The organism is Nostoc sp. PA-18-2419, assembly GCF_005869855.1.
GTDB lineage: Bacteria > Cyanobacteriota > Cyanobacteriia > Cyanobacteriales > Nostocaceae > Nostoc.
The window spans coordinates 127,064-144,280 of record NZ_SZNH01000015.1; the positions used below are offsets into that span (position 1 = coordinate 127,064).

General features: G+C 39.4%; 19 protein-coding genes. 9 read left to right on the forward strand and 10 right to left on the reverse strand.

From position 1 onward, the window contains the following. Positions 1-261: 261 nt before the first annotated feature. Positions 262-441: a RepB family protein gene (locus FCR06_RS17125; RefSeq protein ID WP_138501768.1), complete on the forward strand. Its 180-nt coding sequence runs from the start codon at positions 262-264 to the stop codon at positions 439-441. A 695-nt stretch (positions 442-1,136) separates the two neighbouring features. Here FCR06_RS17125 and FCR06_RS17130 read toward each other — a convergent pair. After that, positions 1,137-1,283, reverse strand: a complete 147-nt coding sequence (locus FCR06_RS17130; RefSeq protein ID WP_138501848.1) for a ribbon-helix-helix protein, CopG family — start codon at positions 1,281-1,283, stop codon at positions 1,137-1,139. Between the two features lie 817 nt (positions 1,284-2,100). On the opposite strand from FCR06_RS17130, the gene FCR06_RS17135 reads away from it, so the two are divergent. Beyond that, entirely contained in the window at positions 2,101-2,601 is a 501-nt protein-coding gene (locus FCR06_RS17135; RefSeq protein WP_138501770.1) for a fatty acid hydroxylase, read from the forward strand. Positions 2,602-2,812: 211 nt separating this feature from the next. On the opposite strand, the gene FCR06_RS17140 is transcribed toward FCR06_RS17135, so the two are convergent. Further along, positions 2,813-3,061, reverse strand: coding sequence for a S8 family serine peptidase (locus tag FCR06_RS17140; RefSeq protein WP_138501772.1), 249 nt, complete (start codon positions 3,059-3,061; stop codon positions 2,813-2,815). Between the two features lie 305 nt (positions 3,062-3,366). Here FCR06_RS17140 and FCR06_RS17145 point away from each other — a divergent pair, with 305 nt between their 5' ends. Continuing rightward, positions 3,367-4,461: a phosphotransacetylase family protein gene (locus tag FCR06_RS17145; RefSeq protein WP_138501774.1), complete on the forward strand. Its 1,095-nt coding sequence runs from the start codon at positions 3,367-3,369 to the stop codon at positions 4,459-4,461. A gap of 123 nt (positions 4,462-4,584) precedes the next feature. Here the strand turns inward: FCR06_RS17145 and FCR06_RS17150 are convergent, their stop codons facing one another. Then, entirely contained in the window at positions 4,585-5,109 is a 525-nt protein-coding gene (locus tag FCR06_RS17150) for a DUF4188 domain-containing protein (protein WP_138501776.1), read from the reverse strand. A gap of 99 nt (positions 5,110-5,208) precedes the next feature. On the opposite strand from FCR06_RS17150, the gene FCR06_RS17155 reads away from it, so the two are divergent. The 3 genes from FCR06_RS17155 to FCR06_RS17165 all read left to right on the forward strand — a co-directional run bounded on the left by FCR06_RS17155 (position 5,209) and on the right by FCR06_RS17165 (position 7,221). Then, positions 5,209-5,757 (forward strand): PadR family transcriptional regulator, encoded by a 549-nt coding sequence (locus FCR06_RS17155; RefSeq protein ID WP_138501778.1) that lies wholly within the window; start codon positions 5,209-5,211, stop codon positions 5,755-5,757. Between the two features lie 81 nt (positions 5,758-5,838). Further along, entirely contained in the window at positions 5,839-6,342 is a 504-nt protein-coding gene (locus FCR06_RS17160) for a DNA recombination-mediator protein A (RefSeq protein WP_138501780.1), read from the forward strand. Positions 6,343-6,729: 387 nt separating this feature from the next. Next, complete coding sequence (locus FCR06_RS17165; RefSeq protein WP_138501782.1) at positions 6,730-7,221, forward strand: YajQ family cyclic di-GMP-binding protein; 492 nt, start codon at positions 6,730-6,732, stop codon at positions 7,219-7,221. A 125-nt stretch (positions 7,222-7,346) separates the two neighbouring features. On the opposite strand, the gene FCR06_RS17170 is transcribed toward FCR06_RS17165, so the two are convergent. Both FCR06_RS17170 and FCR06_RS17175 read right to left on the reverse strand, forming a co-directional pair. Further along, positions 7,347-7,904, reverse strand: a complete 558-nt coding sequence (locus FCR06_RS17170) for a glutathione S-transferase family protein (RefSeq protein ID WP_138501784.1) — start codon at positions 7,902-7,904, stop codon at positions 7,347-7,349. Positions 7,905-7,909: 5 nt separating this feature from the next. After that, entirely contained in the window at positions 7,910-8,374 is a 465-nt protein-coding gene (locus FCR06_RS17175) for a hypothetical protein (RefSeq protein WP_138501786.1), read from the reverse strand. Between the two features lie 661 nt (positions 8,375-9,035). On the opposite strand from FCR06_RS17175, the gene FCR06_RS17180 reads away from it, so the two are divergent. Continuing rightward, positions 9,036-9,758 (forward strand): tetratricopeptide repeat protein, encoded by a 723-nt coding sequence (locus tag FCR06_RS17180; RefSeq protein ID WP_138501788.1) that lies wholly within the window; start codon positions 9,036-9,038, stop codon positions 9,756-9,758. A gap of 159 nt (positions 9,759-9,917) precedes the next feature. Here the strand turns inward: FCR06_RS17180 and FCR06_RS17185 are convergent, their stop codons facing one another. Further along, a complete protein-coding gene (locus tag FCR06_RS17185) occupies positions 9,918-10,328 on the reverse strand; it encodes a hypothetical protein (protein WP_138501790.1) in 411 nt (136 codons plus the stop codon). A 252-nt stretch (positions 10,329-10,580) separates the two neighbouring features. Then, a complete protein-coding gene (gene psaM, locus FCR06_RS17190) occupies positions 10,581-10,712 on the reverse strand; it encodes a photosystem I reaction center subunit XII (protein WP_138501792.1) in 132 nt (43 codons plus the stop codon). Between the two features lie 157 nt (positions 10,713-10,869). Here psaM and FCR06_RS17195 point away from each other — a divergent pair, with 157 nt between their 5' ends. Beyond that, entirely contained in the window at positions 10,870-12,231 is a 1,362-nt protein-coding gene (locus FCR06_RS17195) for an FGGY-family carbohydrate kinase (protein WP_138501794.1), read from the forward strand. A gap of 237 nt (positions 12,232-12,468) precedes the next feature. On the opposite strand, the gene FCR06_RS17200 is transcribed toward FCR06_RS17195, so the two are convergent. Then, entirely contained in the window at positions 12,469-13,668 is a 1,200-nt protein-coding gene (locus tag FCR06_RS17200; protein ID WP_138501797.1) for an McrC family protein, read from the reverse strand. Next, entirely contained in the window at positions 13,659-15,242 is a 1,584-nt protein-coding gene (locus FCR06_RS17205; RefSeq protein WP_138501799.1) for an McrB family protein, read from the reverse strand. Before FCR06_RS17205 ends, FCR06_RS17200 begins: the two co-directional genes overlap by 10 nt. A gap of 213 nt (positions 15,243-15,455) precedes the next feature. Here FCR06_RS17205 and FCR06_RS17210 point away from each other — a divergent pair, with 213 nt between their 5' ends. Next, positions 15,456-16,196 (forward strand): dienelactone hydrolase family protein, encoded by a 741-nt coding sequence (locus FCR06_RS17210; protein ID WP_138501801.1) that lies wholly within the window; start codon positions 15,456-15,458, stop codon positions 16,194-16,196. A gap of 43 nt (positions 16,197-16,239) precedes the next feature. Here the strand turns inward: FCR06_RS17210 and FCR06_RS17215 are convergent, their stop codons facing one another. Continuing rightward, a complete protein-coding gene (locus tag FCR06_RS17215; RefSeq protein ID WP_138501803.1) occupies positions 16,240-17,199 on the reverse strand; it encodes an N-acetylglucosamine kinase in 960 nt (319 codons plus the stop codon). Positions 17,200-17,217: the final 18 nt, after the last annotated feature.

Consider the following 17,217-nt stretch of genomic DNA (forward strand, 5'->3'; position numbering starts at 1 on the left):
GCAGTCAACACTCCTTGCCCAATATACAATCTACTGTGTGCGGTATTGCTGACATTATCTGTTCAACTCAAAGCTTGTTGCATTAGGTAATGCTAGATTCACTACGTATGATGCTAATTGCTTAATACATTAACTTTTGGGTAATATGAGTAGGGCACAAAGCTTAAGTTCAATCTTAAAATCTCGATTTTCACTGGTAAAGAGGGTTGTGAATTGAGAATCTTGATAAAGAAAGTTTGTAAATACTTAGTCTATCAGTCCATGAATAACAGTGCCCTCGGGAGATTATCCACTCTAGCAACCTCCACAAAAAAAAAGACGCTTAAGCGAATTACTATAAACTTGGCATTAGATGAAGCCGAGAACCTTGAAAAGTATTGTGAACAAACAGGTAAAACAGTAACGGATGTCATTCGGGAACTCATTCAAGCATTGCCATGATCTAAGTTTTCATACTGAGTTGTAAAAGTCGACACTCCACAACAGTGACAGTTAGAGTGGAGAAATAGTCTCTCACTCTTAATTCTGCAAGCTAATAATGGTTATTATGTCATTTTATTTACACATAAAAAATAGAAGATACAAGGTAAGAGTAATTCCATAACTGATAAGTGGGTTTAGACCCGCACTAAAGGAACAAGATTTTAGGACTTACGCATCTGAGCTACTAAATGTAGATTCCCCTTATTTAAAAAAGGGAAACTTCTAAGACCTCAGAAGGAGGTTGTAAGAACTAAGTAGATAAATCTTGAATTTGTGTCCAAATATGTATCTGTGACAGCTAGTTGAAAATTCACTACATCACAGGGATTACCCTTGTAGCAAGTTAAAATAATAATCTAGTTACTTAAATACCACGTAGGTTGCTTGTGCCTTGAGTATAGCTGCCTTTCTAAAGCAACGTGAGTTCGAGAGATTCTCAATAACCCCGCTTCCAATTCTCTTAGAGAAACAGACAGAGGTTTAAAAACCCTATTCTTTCGTCCCAAGCTGGAGATTTTTTGCCCCAACCCTATAAGAGTTGGGGTTAAGTTCCTCGAACTCACGTTAAAGTACTGCGTCCGCCGTCAACGAGCTTAGCATACCATCGTTAGATTGTTAGGTTTCAATCATCACTAAAAAATTCCAAACTACTTTCATTTCATCATTGGCAAGGCTCGAATAAGTTCTCGAATCACATCCGTTGCTGGTCTGCCTGTCTGTTCACAGTACTTTTCAAGGCTTTTGGCTTCATTTAATGCCAAGTTTATAGTAATTCGTTTGACCGCCCATTTTTTGTTCATGCTCAAACAGATAAATTGTGTTTTAGTAACTTCAGAACCTGATTTTACCCTCCCGACTGGAAAGTAACCTAAATTTTGCATCTATCAAGATACCCGTAAGATAGGACAGATTGTGAATAAATATTGCAGTTGTATTTTATACTCATTCAAAAACACTCACCTTTGAGGGCTTTGAGCGCGCAAGTTAGAGAAACCTACACAAAAGAGCTTGAGGCGATCGCTTATTCTGTCCCTAGAAAATTTTAGTAATATTAAATACTCTGCTGCTTAAACTATTTAGTTAATTCTAGATATCTCAGACTTTGTTGTTGAGCAATTTTATTGTCAACCCGCTTTACTCATCTCAATAATCTTAATTTACTTCACATAATAACTATTCTCTGGTTATAGTTAGTCCGACAAATGAGGCTGAATTATAACCAATTTCCAATTATCAATATCGAATAAAACCTTAACCTAAATTTGTACTAATTTTAACTCAACCTTTGCTCAGACTGTATGCCTTAGTAAGAAGATTGTCTAGTAACTGTGTTAAAATACGGTAACTCTATCGAATTAAAGATGTTTGTTTTTTATAACTGAAAGATAAAAGCCAAGTTGAAAGCTTTTATTAGTTGTTTTTTAGTGCGTTCAGAATTGTAAATTTATAAAATTGCCAATCAATTTACACATACTCTGAGCCAACCAAATTAACTCAAGCGTAGACCCATAAAATACACAAATACTGGTTGCATAGTGAAAAACCAGGTGTCTACGCCAACAGGATGACATTTGCATGTTTTGTATGGAGTTTTGTTATTAAACTTGAGGAGTAAAAATGCTTGAGGCTATCGCTGTTGCTTGGTTATTACTATTCTTTGGTGATTTCCTATCTACATTCTTTTATCACGTACCCGAGCATGTTTTTGGTAGCCTTCATTTAAAAACGCATCATTCCTGGAAGAAAGACTTTCGTCACTACGCTATTTTGACTTTCAATCCCCTGGTTCTTTTAGACGGTATCTTAGGAGCTTTGCCTTATATACTCATAGCGGTAATTCTCTGGTCTTTTTCTCCCATCGGTGTTATCTGTGGACTGCTGGTTGGTCAGTTTCATGTCTGGTGGAGACACATAAGTGTCTTGGGTTGGCAAACTCCAAAGCCTATAAATGTTTTATGTCAAATTCTATTTATTACTACTCCTGAGAGACACTGGTTACATCATCACAAAACTAATTTGGGTTTTGGTGATATTTTTACCTTCTTTGAACAACCTGCACAAATTTGGTTACGATGGCTACGGCTGCTGAGGCTTCGTTTTCGCTACTCTCGTATTTAACTCAAATAGCGTTAATTAAATACTTTTCAATTAGATATTGGGAGTGCTAAGTGAGGAGTTAGGGACTGACAAAGAATAAATTATCCCAAAAAAATCAATAAATAAGATTTTTTCAATAATGATAATTATTCCAGAGTGGGATATTGGGTTGCCGAGGGCAACCTAATACGAAATCCGGTTTCCATAAACATATAACCATTCATAACGATGACTAACTATCGCCCTTAGTCTTTCCCCAATTTTGGCTAATTGAGCAAAAATCTGGCTTTTTGGGGTCGAAAGCGGCTGGCCCTTGACTGCTGTAGCCAATAATCTCTTCATTCTTATTCACCGCCCCCACTGTCATGACGCGTGGATGTCCATTTGCTCCCCAAATACTTTTGTTTGAGCCTGTATCGCTGCCACATCTACCTATAGCGCAGCGTTCGCCACAGTTACCAGCAGCGAATAAAACGATGATACCCGCAAATTAATCATGAATAGAGATTTCAATCTCAATCTACACAGACGCAGAGTGTTTCCAAACAGAATTCGCCACTAATTGCATAGTTTGATGAGTAGAGTACGCTTGGTGGGAATCCAGCTGTGGCAATCATTTTTGAAATTAGTATTGCCTATTGTGTATCGTTGTGTATTGCATTCAAACTCCAAGGGTTATATTCTGAAAATCCTGCTTTATAAGAGCGGGAGGCTTTTGCCAGAACGAACTAGAATTAGGAAACACCTAGCTGGGTTCTTCTGACTTTTGAAATTAGGAGTGCATGTGTGCCCAAATCCCCTAAATATTTGCTGATTGGATCAACCGAGACTTACAGCGGTAAATCTGCAACTGTTCTGGGTTTGTCTCATCAGCTACAGCAAAAAGGACTGGATATAGCCTACGGTAAACCGCTCGGTACATGTTTGAATTCCTCTAGCGGAACTGTTATAGAAGAAGATGTCCAGTTCATCGCTCTGAGCCTCAATTTGCCGGAAAACCGTGTTGCACCTACAATGCTGGCTTTGGATGAACTAAATGTGCAAAAACGCTTGCGTGGGGAGGACAAAACCAATTATCAGCAGTCCCTATTACAGCAATATTTACAAATGTCTCCAGGAGATTTGGTGTTGCTAGAGGGACCTGGTGATTTGTCTGAAGGCAATTTGTTTGATTTATCTTTGCTACAAGTGGCTGAAGTATTGGATGCTGGCGTACTGTTAGTAACCCGCTATAAATCGTTGCTTTCAGTTGAGGCATTATTGGCTGCTAAGCAGCGTGTAGGCGATCGCCTGATTGGTGTTGTGATTAATGATATTCCTGTAACACAACTAAAAGCAGTTGAGAGTCTGTTGCGCCCATTTTTGGAGCAGCAGGGTATTCCAGTGCTGGGAATGCTGCCAAACAGCGATTTGCTCAAGAGTGTGAGTGTTGGCGAATTAGTTAAGCAGCTAAAAGCTGACGTTTTGTGTCGTAACGATCGCCTAGATTTGTTGGTGGAAAGTTTGGCAATTGGAGCAATGAATGTCAACTCGGCTGTGAAGTATTTCCGCAAACGCCGGAATATGGCAGTGGTAACAGGGGGCGATCGGGTGGAAATTCAACAAGCTGCTTTAGAAACTTCTACCCAATGTTTAATTCTCACCGGGCAACTACCACCTCCACCTTTCATTCTCAGTCGTGCTGAAGAATTAGAAATCCCGATTTTATCCGTTGACTTAGACACCCTCACCACAGTCGAAATTGTTGACCAGACTTTTGGTCAAGTCCGCCTCCACGAGCCGATTAAGGTTCAGTATATTCGCCAGTTAATGGTTGAACATTTTGACATTGACCGCCTATTATCTAAACTCGGTTTAACTCCCGCGACGGCATTGTCTTAAGGCATGGGGCAAACAGGGAGTGTGGGAGGTGTGGGAAGTGTGGGGAGTGTGGGAAGTGTGAGGGGAAACATTTCTTTCCCATCTTCCCCATCTTCCCCTACCCCCCTATCCTCCCACACTCCCTCATCCCCCCATCTCCTCATCTCCCCCTGGCGAAGGCACAGCAGGCTCGCTGTCACCTCCCAAGCGACGGCGTGCTGTTTCCCTTCGTCCCATAGCTGGGACATGCTTGGTTGCAGCTGCTAATCCAAAGACGGGCATATTCCCGTAAACTGCCTCATATTTTCCTGGTTCGATTAAATAAGTTTCGTGCCAAATGCCAACACTGCCATCAACACCAATGGCTCGATTAAACCTTTGCCAAGCTTGTAGATGTGCATCTGCGGGATTTCTAGCAAAACGCTCCAAATCCTCGAATGATCGCCAATACTGAATTAGCCCTACCCCTCGTGAGTAAACAAAACGTTCTCCCCCTAAAAACCCCTTTTCAGGATTCTGCTGAAGACTCCGTAGCATCGGCGACATTGCTCTGGCTGTGGGAATCCATTTAGAAAAAGCAAAGAATTTGTTAATTCTCATCCCAATCAGAAACACAACAAAGGGTTCGTTAATTTCGGCGGTAAATCGTCCTGGTATTACTTGAGGCATGAGTTACATTCCTTGCTGTTTTCGATTAATATGCAATTAATTGCATATTAATTATTGTATGCAACTAATTGCATAAGTCAAGTAGTAAATTCAAAAATCATGGCATTAGCGCACGCAATATTAGCTGCTCTGGTTGACGCCCCCTGTAGTGGGTATGATTTAGCAAAGCGATTCGATGGCTCTGTAGGCTTTTTTTGGTCAGCAAGTCACCAGCAGATTTATCGAGAGTTATCAAAGCTGGAAGACCAGGGTTGGGTTGGTTGCGAGACAATTCTCCAAGCAGGACGCCCAGATAAAAAACTTTACAGAGTTACAGATTTAGGAGAACAGCAGTTGAAAGAGTGGATTGCTCAACCTTGTCAACCCACACCGACTAAAGATGATTTACTCGTGAAAATTTTTGCTGGTCATGTTGCTACTAACCAGACGATTTTGGCAGAACTAGAACATCATCAAAAAGCCCATTTAGAAAAATTGTCTACATACAAAGATTTAGAACAGCGTCAGTTTCCAAATTCGCAAGAACTGTCAGAATCAGCAAAATATAAGTATTTAACGCTTTTAAATGGTATTAGCTATGAAACACACTGGCTAGCTTGGTGCGAGCATGTAATTCAATTACTGAACCAAAAAATTGAAAAATTGTAGCAATGTCTAACTCAGGTTTGCCTCGCACCTACACGCTCTTTGGTAGAATATCTGGGTCGTTTAATCTGATTACGTTTATCTTTGAGCCAGTCAACAGACCTTATTAACCTTGATACATTAGCGCAAGAACTGGCGACAATCCAGCAAACAGGTTCTAAAAGAATTGCCTTGCTAGGTTCTCGTCATGTCCCGATTACGCATCAGAATCTTATTGAAATGATGACTTATGCCCTTGTTTTATCAGGTAATCGGATCATCACTTCTGGTGCTACAGGTACGAATTCCGCTGCCATCCGAGGAGCAACGCGGGCCGATCCGAACTTGTTAACCGTGATTTTACCCCAAAGCTTGGAACGCCAGCCTGTAGAATCGCGCCAGCAATTGGAGCAGGTGATGCATTTAGTGGAAAATCCGAGTAACGATAATCTCTCTCTTGCAGAAGCTAGTTATCTGTGCAACAAGGAAATTGTCTCTCGGTGTCAGCAACTGATTTGCTTTGCGTTTCACGACAGCGGCACTTTGTTGCAAACTTGTCAAGATGCAGAAGAACAAAGAAAAGTGCTGACACTGTTTTACTTTGATTAGTCATTTGTCATTTGTCATTTATCCAAAGTGCAAAGTTTGTGGTCAGCAAATTAAAGCGCGTCTATAATATTTGACTAATGACCAATGACTAAATATAGCCGTAGTCACACCCTTTAGGACATAATGACAAGCATGAATGCTTGGAGTAGTAATGGTTGTACCTCCTGCCTTCTGCTATAACTAATAAAATTATTCAAACTAGTAATTGATTGGGGAGATGGGGAACTCGGGGCCCCCACGTTAGCAAAGCGGGGCGAAGCCCAGTGGGGATTAGGGGCAATGCGGAGCACAGGGAACAGAGGGAAAAATCTTCTACCCTACACCCTGCCCTCTGCCCAATGTTCAATTCGCAATCCAAAATCCAAAATCTAAAATCCAAAATACTTTATGGCTTCTACTTTTTCCTTTGACATTGTGAGCGACTTTGACCAACAAGAATTGGTTAACGCTGTCGACCAAGTTGCGCGAGAAATCAAAAGCCGTTACGACCTCAAAGATACTCAAACTACCGTTGAGTTAGCTGAACAAAGCATTAATGTTAGCACTGACAGCGAGTTCACATTGGATTCTGTACACAACATCCTGCGGGAAAAAGCTGCAAAGCGTAATCTCTCTCAGAAAATTTTTGATTTTGGCAAAGTTGAATCAGCAAGTGGTAACCGTGTGCGTCAAGAAATTAAACTCAAAAAAGGCATCAGTCAGGAAATTGCCAAACAAATTTCTAAATTGATTCGTGACGAATTCAAAAAGGTGCAAGCCTCAATTCAAGGTGACGCTGTGCGGGTTACTGCCAAATCTAAAGATGACTTACAAGTTGTGATTCAACGGCTAAAACAAGAAGATTATCCTGTGGCTTTGCAATTTACAAATTATCGTTAAAAAGTTTTTCTAGTGGGTATTCCCCACTAAATTACGTTTTGTAAAGATTTTTCGTGATTTAATACGCACTACAGCAGTACTTATGTACTACAATGCTTGATATTCCAACTTGAAAACAGCTATTATCAAGCCCTCGCTCCGATACTTTTTTGAAATGCCGGACGGTCAGCCAATTGCTTCATGTAATTCAATAGGGTTGGATAAGGGCTAAAGTCTAGTTTCAAAATCATCGGAATGTAGTTTAAGACAGACCCTACTGCAACATCGGCAACAGTGAATTCATTGCCCAGCAAAAAAGCTTGATGAGTGAAAATTTCATTCAAGGTAGTCAATAAACGGGGTATTTGGCGATCGCGATTTGCTTCTACCAAAATTGCTGTACTCAGGGTTGAATTGGCAAATAACACCCACTGGGAAATTACAGCACGTTCTTCTAGTGAAGTTGGAGCTTTTCCATACTTATCCATCAAATAGAGCAAAATTGCTCCAGATTCCCAAAGCTGTAAATCTCCATCAACAATTGCTGGAACTCTGGCAAATGGATTAATTGTTAAATACTCAGGTTGGAGGTGTTCACCTGCCTGCATATCTAGCTTGACGAATTCATAGGGAACTTCTAGTTCCTCTAAATACCAGTGAACAATCGACGCTCGACTACGAGCGCTACCGTAAAGTTTTAGCATATTACTTAAAGAACTTTGTGAGTGTGAGAATGCTGCTTAACGTTATCTTCTTTAGTAACAACTCTACCGGCATTTAGCACCCGCTTCCGGTCAAGGGAATACTTAAACTCAGTGTAAGCTGTACCTAAAGGAATTAGAGATTTTGCAGATTCACGACGCTTGTAGGTACGAGCTGCTGCAAATAGCCGTGGTATAAATTCCTCACCGAACTGAGCTGACTCAGGGAAGCCATCTGGTATCAGTTGTGAATCGCCATCTAGCACAGAACCCAAATTTGTCGCACAAGCCAGCTTGTAGGAGGTAGGAATGCCCTTTAATAGTGCTTCCAAAGCCGCAGAGGGAATCGGTTCTATAACTTCGATTTGATGAACTTCTCCATCTTCTTTGATGAAGCAAGTTGCCAAGCCGATAACAATGTAATCATCGGCTGCTAAATCGGGGGCATTGGTATAAGAAATTGTAGTCGTCATCAGAAAATTTCTCAAAACTTAAGGATTGGGGATTGAAAATTAAGGATTAGGTATTGAAAAACTTTTCGCCAGTCCCCAACCTCTAATCCAGCTTGTTGGCATTCTACCAATTTGTTGTTCTCACTACTTGACTTGTACACTGCCAAAGGAATAAAAATAGCATTACAAATGCTTCATAACCGTGTAGATATAGTATTTACAGGATGTGCAAGTTATTTTTAGACCCTTCTCCATTCCTGAGAGGCTTTGATTCTTGCTTTCCAAACTTAGTAGGGAAGAGGTTGGGGCTAGGTTTGAAAGAAAGTTGCAGGCATGTATTTTTAATTTTTTACAATTCGTGAAGTACTAGAGACTGGCGAAAAGTTTTTCAAAACCTAATCCTGAATGCTCAGTTGGTCTTACTTTGGCGTAGCATTACAACTCTTTAAAATTTATCTTGGCTATTTCTGGAATTCACCTGAGAAATGAAGTATCCATGATTAGGTTTGAGGAGCGATTGCCTATTTAAGGCGTAGATTTTTACTAATGTGACTAGTTAAATTCTCTTTTGAGATAGCTTTCAGGTAACCCTAAATACTTGAAAAATAGTCATGTTAGTAAAAACTCTAGCAGATAAAATTATAATTTGATTTGATAAAGCAAGTATTTTAGGCATAAAAATATGAATACTCACTCATTTTTAGCTTCCGATGACCATCAAAGTAATCAATATAAAAATATTGCTATAAATCATATAAATAATCATCTATATTACAGAAAAAACAATTGCAGTGAATTAGAAGATCGGTACTTACGCTCTTATGCTTTAAGGTTAGCTCAACAAGGAAATTATCCTGAGGCGATCGCACTTTTAAACCAACTAATTTTCTGCCATCCCTACAATGCAATTGATTACAATAACCGGGGACTGATTTATTTCCAAAGTGGTGAAATGCAAAAAGCTTTTTGCGATTATAATACCGCCTTAAAACTGAATCCCTATTTGGCTAGCGCTTACAACAATCGAGCAAATTACTACGCTGCTTGTGAAGAATTAGCAGCAGCACTTACTGACTATGATCAAGCAATTAATTTAAATCCTCGTCACGTCCGGGCGTGGATTAACCGAGGCATAACCTTGCGTGACTTGGGTGAATATGAAGAGGCAATTGAGAATTTTGAGGTAGCACTGCTTTTCGGTCAACTCGAAGGTCACATTTGGGCTGAACGCGGCAGAACTTACCATCTTTGGGGTGACTGGAATTGTGCGATCGCTGATTATCGTCGCGCCCTGACTCAACTACCTCCTCTAGATAACAGTAAAAACGTTACTGGTTATCGCTTGCGTTTACAACTTGAAAATTGGCTCAACGATCTGCTATCTGTTCAGCGTCATGATTGGTAGATGAGCCATTTCGGCAAATTCAAGATTCAAAAAGTGAATTTTTTATGTTGAATTTTGAATATAGTGACGCTGTTATTTATTAGCAATAATATAAATTTTCACCCGGTTTATACGTAACCAAAATCATAACCAACAGAATAATCCTAAAATCAATATTTTTTAGGGTAATAAATCTGTTTGTTCAATTACTCTCCCATCCTGATTCATTAGCACCACTCGACGCTGGCTGGGATCGAATCGGTATCCTTGTTGTTGCCTAATACTTTTTGCTTGCTGGGGATCGAAGTTACGACTAAATTCTGCCTGCAAACTATTGACATGTCCTTCCATCAAATTGACTTCTGTATGGATTTCTCGCAATTTTTGTTGCTGTAACCACTGGTAAGGCAAAAGTTGTGCCAAGGCAGATGCGGCGGCGGCTGTAATAAAAAGATTAACAGCTATCTTGGCAGTACTTTCCAATGCCATCACTTGATAAGAACGTTGACGAAGATGCCGCTTTGGTCGAGGAATGACCCGGCGTTTTTGTATCGGTTGTAACGGTGGTCTTGAGGGTTGAATCGCGTTCATGATCTTAAAAATTAACCTCGCTTGGTGAAGGGAAGCACTATAAAAAGCTCTCTGGCACTAATTACTACTTGATTTAGCTGTCATATTACTTCATTTTTGGAAAATCGCTACAAGTGTTGTACAAGTTAAAAAATAACCTGGCTTACGTAAGTGCTAGTTGGTAAGACTTAGGGCGTAAAGCCGTAAGCGTTTGGAAATTGCACCTCCGTAATGCCAGGATTATTAGCTTTTTAACTGTGTCACATCGTAGCTTTATTTGTAAAGTTCTGTGGCTAAGCGCCAAGCTAGAACTCCTGGAATCAGCGCTACAACCAAAGCGATGTATACTTGGGCATCAGAAATGGAAGATACTTGAGCAATGTATAAAGTATCTAAGATAGGCATGGCTTTTAATCTCCTAACCTGAATAGATTTTGAACTGTTCGTTTACTACTTTTCCTTGTTTTGCCAGATTCGTGGAAGATCTTGTTACAAGATGCAACAAAAGCAATTATTAGTTAGTGGTTATTAGTTATTCTGCATTAAAAAAATTTGTAAAACTATGGATTTGTATTTAGGTATCGACTTCGGGACATCTGGGGCACGTGGTGTGGTGATTGACGAGGAGGCTAGCATCCAGGCTGAGGTTCGATATCCCTTTGAGAATCCACCTGTCCCTGTGATGGCGAGTTCTTGGCAGGAGGCTTTGTTTTTTTTAATTGAACAAATACCTGAACAATTGCGGCGAGAAATTAGGGCGATCGCCATTAATGGTACTTCTTCGACTGTGTTGCTGGTGGATGCTGCTGGTCAACCAATAGATGCACCGCTATTGTATAACGACGCACGGGGAGCGTCTGTGCTCGATGATTTGAAGAGCGTAGCACCCTCCAATCATACTGTGTTAAGCGCCACCTCTAGCCTGAGCAAACTCATTTGGATGCAGCAATTACCCTCTTTTGCTGAAGCTAGATATTTCTTGCACCAAGCAGATTGGCTAGGCTTTCTGCTACATGGGTATTTAGGCATTAGTGATTACCACAATGCGTTAAAGCTGGGTTATGACGTGGAAGAGTTGAAATATCCACAATGGCTGCAAAAGTTGGAAATACCGATTCAACTACCCAGAGTTTTACCACCTGGTACTCCTGTGGCTGAATTACGTTCTGAAATTGCAGATAAGTATGGTTTTCGGCCTGATTGTTTGGTGTGTACTGGTACAACTGACAGTATTGCCGCTTTTGTTGCCAGTGGCGCCAAATTGCCTGGTGAAGCGGTGACTTCTCTGGGTTCGACGCTGGTACTAAAATTATTGAGTTGTACCCGGATTGAGGATGCACGGTACGGAGTTTATAGCCATCGCTTGGGTAAATTGTGGCTGACTGGGGGTGCTTCTAACACTGGGGGTGCAGTGCTACAGCAATTTTTCACCAACGCTGAGTTAACAAGCCTCAGCCGTGAGATTAATCCATCAAAAGCCAGTGAATTAGATTATTATCCACTGTTGAAAGCAGGCGATCGCTTTCCGATTAACGACCCGAATTTACCTCCACGATTGGAACCACGCCCAGATAACTCAGTGGAATTTCTACATGGATTATTAGAAAGTATTGCCCGTATAGAACTAAAAGGGTATGAATTATTACAAAAAATGGGAGCCGACAAGTTGACTCGTGTTTATACTGCTGGCGGTGGCGCAGCAAATGACACTTGGACTGCTATTCGTGAACGGTATTTAAAAGTGCCTGTCATCGCCTCAAAATATACCGAAGCTGCTTATGGGACAGCGCTATTGGCGATGCGAGGGTATGAGGGGAAGCAGCCTGAACATATAGACAAGCTGTTTACAGGACAGCGCTGTTTGCAATGCGAGGGTATAAGGGGACATGAGGATGAGGGAGATCGGGAAGTGACACCGAAATAATCAATGTCTAATACCCAATGTCCCATTAAGTAATAGTTCTCTTTTTATAAATATCTTTTAAATCAGTATCTATCCGGGTGACAATCAACATCTCTCAAACGATACTGGGATGATTAGATACCGGACTATAAAATTCCAGGTTTCACTATCTGGGCAGCTATTCGGGGATGGGTGCTTTGCAGTAAGCGAATGTCATCTTTCCCCTTTACTAATTATTAGAGTTAATTTTAAGGGGGATTAGGAGAAAAGAAAAAGGTTTTTTAAGAAGGTTTGACCTGCGCGATCAAGATTATCATTTAGGGAAAAGGTAAGACTGCGGACTCGAATTTCATCACTTTTAATATCTAGTGGCTGTGTCAAGTCTTTGGGATATATCAAAAAGGCTTCCTTGCATTTTGTTGTGTTGGCGTAGCTGATCATTTGATGAATATCTGTATATCCTGCCAATTCAGGGGCTTTATACTTTGTATCCAAAACTGCTATTGTTTTGCCAGTGGCAGCATCACACAGTAATATATCTATACTAAAGTGTCGATTCTGACTAATTTCTATTGGATGTTGCTGTTTTAAAAAATACCCTTGTGGCGTATTTTTATTAAGCCATTCTGCAACAAAAAGTTCATATAAATGTGCCATATCGACGAGAAAGGGTAAGGTTTTGTAATTTCCTCTCTCATAACTGGGACTACTATTTTCTAAAAAGAATCGACATAAATTATGTAATAGTTGATAGTCTGGATTGAGGCGATTATACTGTCTGGCGATACAATCTTCTGCGTTACAAGGTTGCAGCGTTACTAATCCTTGTAAAGCATGATAAGCTTTTCGTACTGTTGGCGATACTCTTTCTGAACATAAACTGCTACGACCAATGATATAAAATGTCCATGCCAGGATTTGATTTTCTTTAATATCAGCCGTATGTTGTTCGTAATCGCATTTAAGTTTAATATTCCACGGCTTTTGAATTACCTGTCGTACATCTAGCCTTCCCCGCACATAAGAAAGCTGCTCTGTTTTAGGCAAGTAAGTATGATATAATCCTTTGCGACACCGTTCTAAAACTTTATTGGCTAAGATCTGAGCCAGATGATTATAAAAATTCTCTAAAGATTCACAATCCATCAGCCCTTCGAGAAAGCGAAAACTTTTCAAATTGTAGACATATTCCAGCATTCCGAAAAGGTTTTGGATAGGCACTTTCGGATTTATTTTTAGATGAAATTCAGGAGTAACAGGAATGTAACCTATCCATCCTTTAGCTTTGAGTTTCCAATGTCCTTTCGTTGTATAGGTAGGAAATTCTATATCTACTTGTGTTTTGTATTTTTCATATAACTCGACTCCGGCTGAATAGGGTATTTTATCAAGCGTAAATAATTTATTTTCGTATTCTGTAATTTCAATAATTCTTGGTTGTGCTGAGTTTATATCCATAGTTTATTTTTTATTTCATCCCAGCGAAACTTATCTACTTTTTCTAGCTGGTTAAAAAAGTACTCTTCCAAATATGGTTCAATTTCCATACGCCATATATCTTCTATATCTTCATCTAAATTGTCTGTTAAAAAGAATGAAATACCAATTTCGTAGTTTTTATCTGCGATCGCCTGATTTAATTGCTGTAAAATGTTAATTAATCCCTCTACTCCAGAACCTGTTTTCAGGTGATACCGTCGCAGCACATTATAGTTTGGGCGAAGTTCGATAAATGCAAAGCGGCGGCGTAAAGCATGGTCTATATTTGCAATAGACCTATCTGCTGTATTCATTGTCCCAATAATGCGGACATTTTTTGGGATGCGAAACCTGTTACCGCCAGCTAATAGAATCTCTCTATCTCTGTACTCAAGCAAGTACATTAGTTCACCAAAGACTTGCGCTAAATTTGCACGGTTTATTTCATCGATGATTAAAACACAAGTATCTTGATGATACTCTGCTTCTTTGCAGAATTTTAGAAAACTGCCTGGAAGCAAAGGATATGTTAATTGTCCATCTTGGCTTTGAGGACGTATACCTTGAATAAAGTCCTCATAAGAGTATGCAGGATGAAATTGCACCAGTTCTGAGAAACCGTCACCACCACCTATTAAATATTTTGCAAGGTGTTCAGCAATAAAAGTTTTTCCTGTTCCAGGGGAACCATATAAGATTATTTGCTTTTTGCGATTAATTGTACGTATCCAGCATCCTAACTCTATTTCATTAAATCCAGTTTTACCAGAAATTAGCTTAATAGAATACTTAGGTTTTAATTGATATGAGGAGAAAAAGTTGAATACTTTATTAGCAGCATCTATAACTTGTTGCGATTCATCAAAATTATTACAATCTGTTTTTGACAGGTATATGTTACCCATGTTTTCTTGAATTTCAAATACTTCTATAATTGCAACTTCATATTTTATAAATTGGTTGTCTTCATAATAACTTTCATGCTTTTCAGATAATTTAATTATTTTTTCCATTAATCTGCTATCACTAATTAGTTCAGCATCTGCTCTTTGCCAATTATATTCCTCTTCTTCAAAAACTTTTTCTTTAATTTTCTGTACTTTTTTAAAAAATATTGATTCCCTGTCAAGCTGATTGATTAATAATTGTATAACTTGCTGTAAAGTAATATCTATAGAATAGAAAAGTAAACTATCTAATTGTAAGTTTGGTATTAGGGGCAAAGCCAAACTATCTACACATTCGATTATGTATTGGAGATAATCATCGGCCATTTTAATAGCTCTAATCCACTCGATCATGTAATAATAAACATAGTATTGCCAATCATCCTCGTTCAATAATTCTAGATAAAAACTTACAACAGCAACAAAGCGTATGACCACTTGCAAAAATTCAGGCTTATTAGAATAAGTTGTAAGTCCAGCTTGGATTATTATTTCCCATGCTTGCCAAATCAGTTCTAATGCTTCCCATTCATATTTTGATCCTACAGTTGCAATTCGGGACGCGTAAGCTACATCACCCCAAGTAAGAATATTTTTTTGATTCATATCACAGATGATTTAAATAGCCCAATTCATTACTTTATAAAATTTAATACTTATTTATTAAGTATTAATGCGATCGCGACAAACTTTCACTAGGGATAATTAAGCGATCGCAGTAATGTAAAAGAAAGCCAAATTGTAAGTTGAAAGTAACCGGATGCTGCGGCGCTATAGTGTAGAAGCTAATGACAGCAAGCGTAACACGGAGACAAAAAAGTGCAAATCACTAAGCGCAATGTTGAATTAAGAGTAGATGGTAGCTTAATGCGTGTTTATGTTGCAGCTCCCAAAGCAGCAGGAAAATACCCAGGTATTATTTTCTACAGTGATATTTATCAGTTAGGCGATCCAATGATTCGTCTAGCTAACTACTTAGCAGGATACGGCTATGTAGTAGCAGCCCCAGAAATTTTTCACCGAATTGAGCCAGTTGGTTTAGTAATTGAGCCAGACGATCTGGGAAGGATGCGCGGTAATGACGATGCGCGTCGAACCTCGGTAGCTGATTATGATGCTGATTGCCTAGCTGTGATTGAATTTCTGAAAACAGAGAGTGCGGTTTCTCCAAATCAAATAGGCACTCTCGGCTTTTGTATTGGTGGACATTTAGCTTTTCGGGCCGCATTTCAAAGCGAAATTCGGGCTGCCGTTTGCTGTTACCCTACTGGTATTCCCAGTGGTAAACTAGGTAAAGAGGTAGCTGATACAATTCAGAGAGTAAGTGAAATTAAAGGCGAGATGCTAATGGTATTTGGTACTCTTGACCCTCATATACCAGAGAGCGATCGCCAAACCATAATAAAAGCAATTGAGAATGCTAATATACTTCACAAAGTTCTCTTGTATGAAGCAGAGCATACATTCATGCGCGACGACGGTTATCGTTATGATTCTAGTGCTACCACCTCTGCTTGGTCTGAAATAATAACTTTCTTGGGGCGCATATTTGCAGACTAAAAACTTTTATTATTGCTTTTTTGATTTGACAGTTAGTAATCCATCAAATTTGAGTTATCTGCAATGCCAACAAACCAGCACCATAAGCAGGTTCATGCCTTGGATAAATTACTTTAATAGAAGGAAACTTATTAATAATAGATATTGCAAATCTCTCATGTATTTTGGATCTCCCCCTCCACACACTTCCTGCTGTGACTACTTCTAAAACTGAGTCATGACTAAAAATTGTATTAATTACTGTGGATGTAGCTTTTACGAACTCTTTGACAGCATCATCAATTATATTATTCGCTACTTCATCGCCTGAAGCTGCTGCTAAATCGATAATTGGTGCTAAAGCAGCTATCTGTTTTACTTCCCATTTTCGTCGATATATTACTTCTATTAAGTCTTCTATATTTTTCAAGCCAAGATGCTGTTTAAAAGCCTCTACTAAACTCGTTGGCATCTCCCGGCCATCATAGGATTTTAATACTGCATTCATCCCAGCAACAGCAATTTTATAAGCACTACCTTCATCCCCTAAAATATAGCCCCAGCCGCCTACTCGCTTGGTACTTCCCTGATGATTTCGCCCAAAAACTATAGAACCAGTACCTACTGCAACGACGATTCCCACATCATGACCAATTCCACCAATTAAAGCAATCAATGCATCATTACAAATTACAATATTCGCTGGCTGTAATGCCCAATTAATAGGTAATTTACTATTCTGCAATTCTTGAACTAAATTTTTTACTACTTCGATATCACAGAGACGCCCCACACCTGCTAAACCCAGACATATTGCTTTAATAGTAATAGTATTTGGAATTAATGTTACCTGATTGACTGCATTTAAAATTGCAGATTGAATTGATTTTAGAGTGGCTTCAATACCTATAGTTTGATAGTTAGATGCCCCAGCTTCACCGCGTCCTAGCACTTGATGCGAATCATCCATCAATACGCACACAGTCTTACTACCGCCGCCATCTATTCCTAAAACATAACGCATAACATCTAAAAGTGTTAA

Bases quoted from the DNA above. Each gene is read 5' to 3' on its own strand.
- FCR06_RS17150 (WP_138501776.1), bottom strand. From the start codon at position 5,109: ATGCCTCAAGTAATACCAGGACGATTTACCGCCGAAATTAACGAACCC.
- FCR06_RS17180 (WP_138501788.1), top strand. From the start codon at position 9,036: ATGAATACTCACTCATTTTTAGCTTCCGATGACCATCAAAGTAATCAA.
- FCR06_RS17215 (WP_138501803.1), bottom strand. From the start codon at position 17,199: ATGCGTTATGTTTTAGGAATAGATGGCGGCGGTAGTAAGACTGTGTGC.
- FCR06_RS17205 (WP_138501799.1), bottom strand. From the start codon at position 15,242: ATGAATCAAAAAAATATTCTTACTTGGGGTGATGTAGCTTACGCGTCC.
- psaM (WP_138501792.1), bottom strand. From the start codon at position 10,712: ATGCCTATCTTAGATACTTTATACATTGCTCAAGTATCTTCCATTTCT.
- FCR06_RS17185 (WP_138501790.1), bottom strand. From the start codon at position 10,328: ATGAACGCGATTCAACCCTCAAGACCACCGTTACAACCGATACAAAAA.
- FCR06_RS17195 (WP_138501794.1), top strand. From the start codon at position 10,870: ATGGATTTGTATTTAGGTATCGACTTCGGGACATCTGGGGCACGTGGT.
- FCR06_RS17165 (WP_138501782.1), top strand. From the start codon at position 6,730: ATGGCTTCTACTTTTTCCTTTGACATTGTGAGCGACTTTGACCAACAA.
- FCR06_RS17170 (WP_138501784.1), bottom strand. From the start codon at position 7,904: ATGCTAAAACTTTACGGTAGCGCTCGTAGTCGAGCGTCGATTGTTCAC.
- FCR06_RS17135 (WP_138501770.1), top strand. From the start codon at position 2,101: ATGCTTGAGGCTATCGCTGTTGCTTGGTTATTACTATTCTTTGGTGAT.
- FCR06_RS17130 (WP_138501848.1), bottom strand. From the start codon at position 1,283: ATGAACAAAAAATGGGCGGTCAAACGAATTACTATAAACTTGGCATTA.
- FCR06_RS17125 (WP_138501768.1), top strand. From the start codon at position 262: ATGAATAACAGTGCCCTCGGGAGATTATCCACTCTAGCAACCTCCACA.
- FCR06_RS17175 (WP_138501786.1), bottom strand. From the start codon at position 8,374: ATGACGACTACAATTTCTTATACCAATGCCCCCGATTTAGCAGCCGAT.
- FCR06_RS17155 (WP_138501778.1), top strand. From the start codon at position 5,209: ATGGCATTAGCGCACGCAATATTAGCTGCTCTGGTTGACGCCCCCTGT.
- FCR06_RS17200 (WP_138501797.1), bottom strand. From the start codon at position 13,668: ATGGATATAAACTCAGCACAACCAAGAATTATTGAAATTACAGAATAC.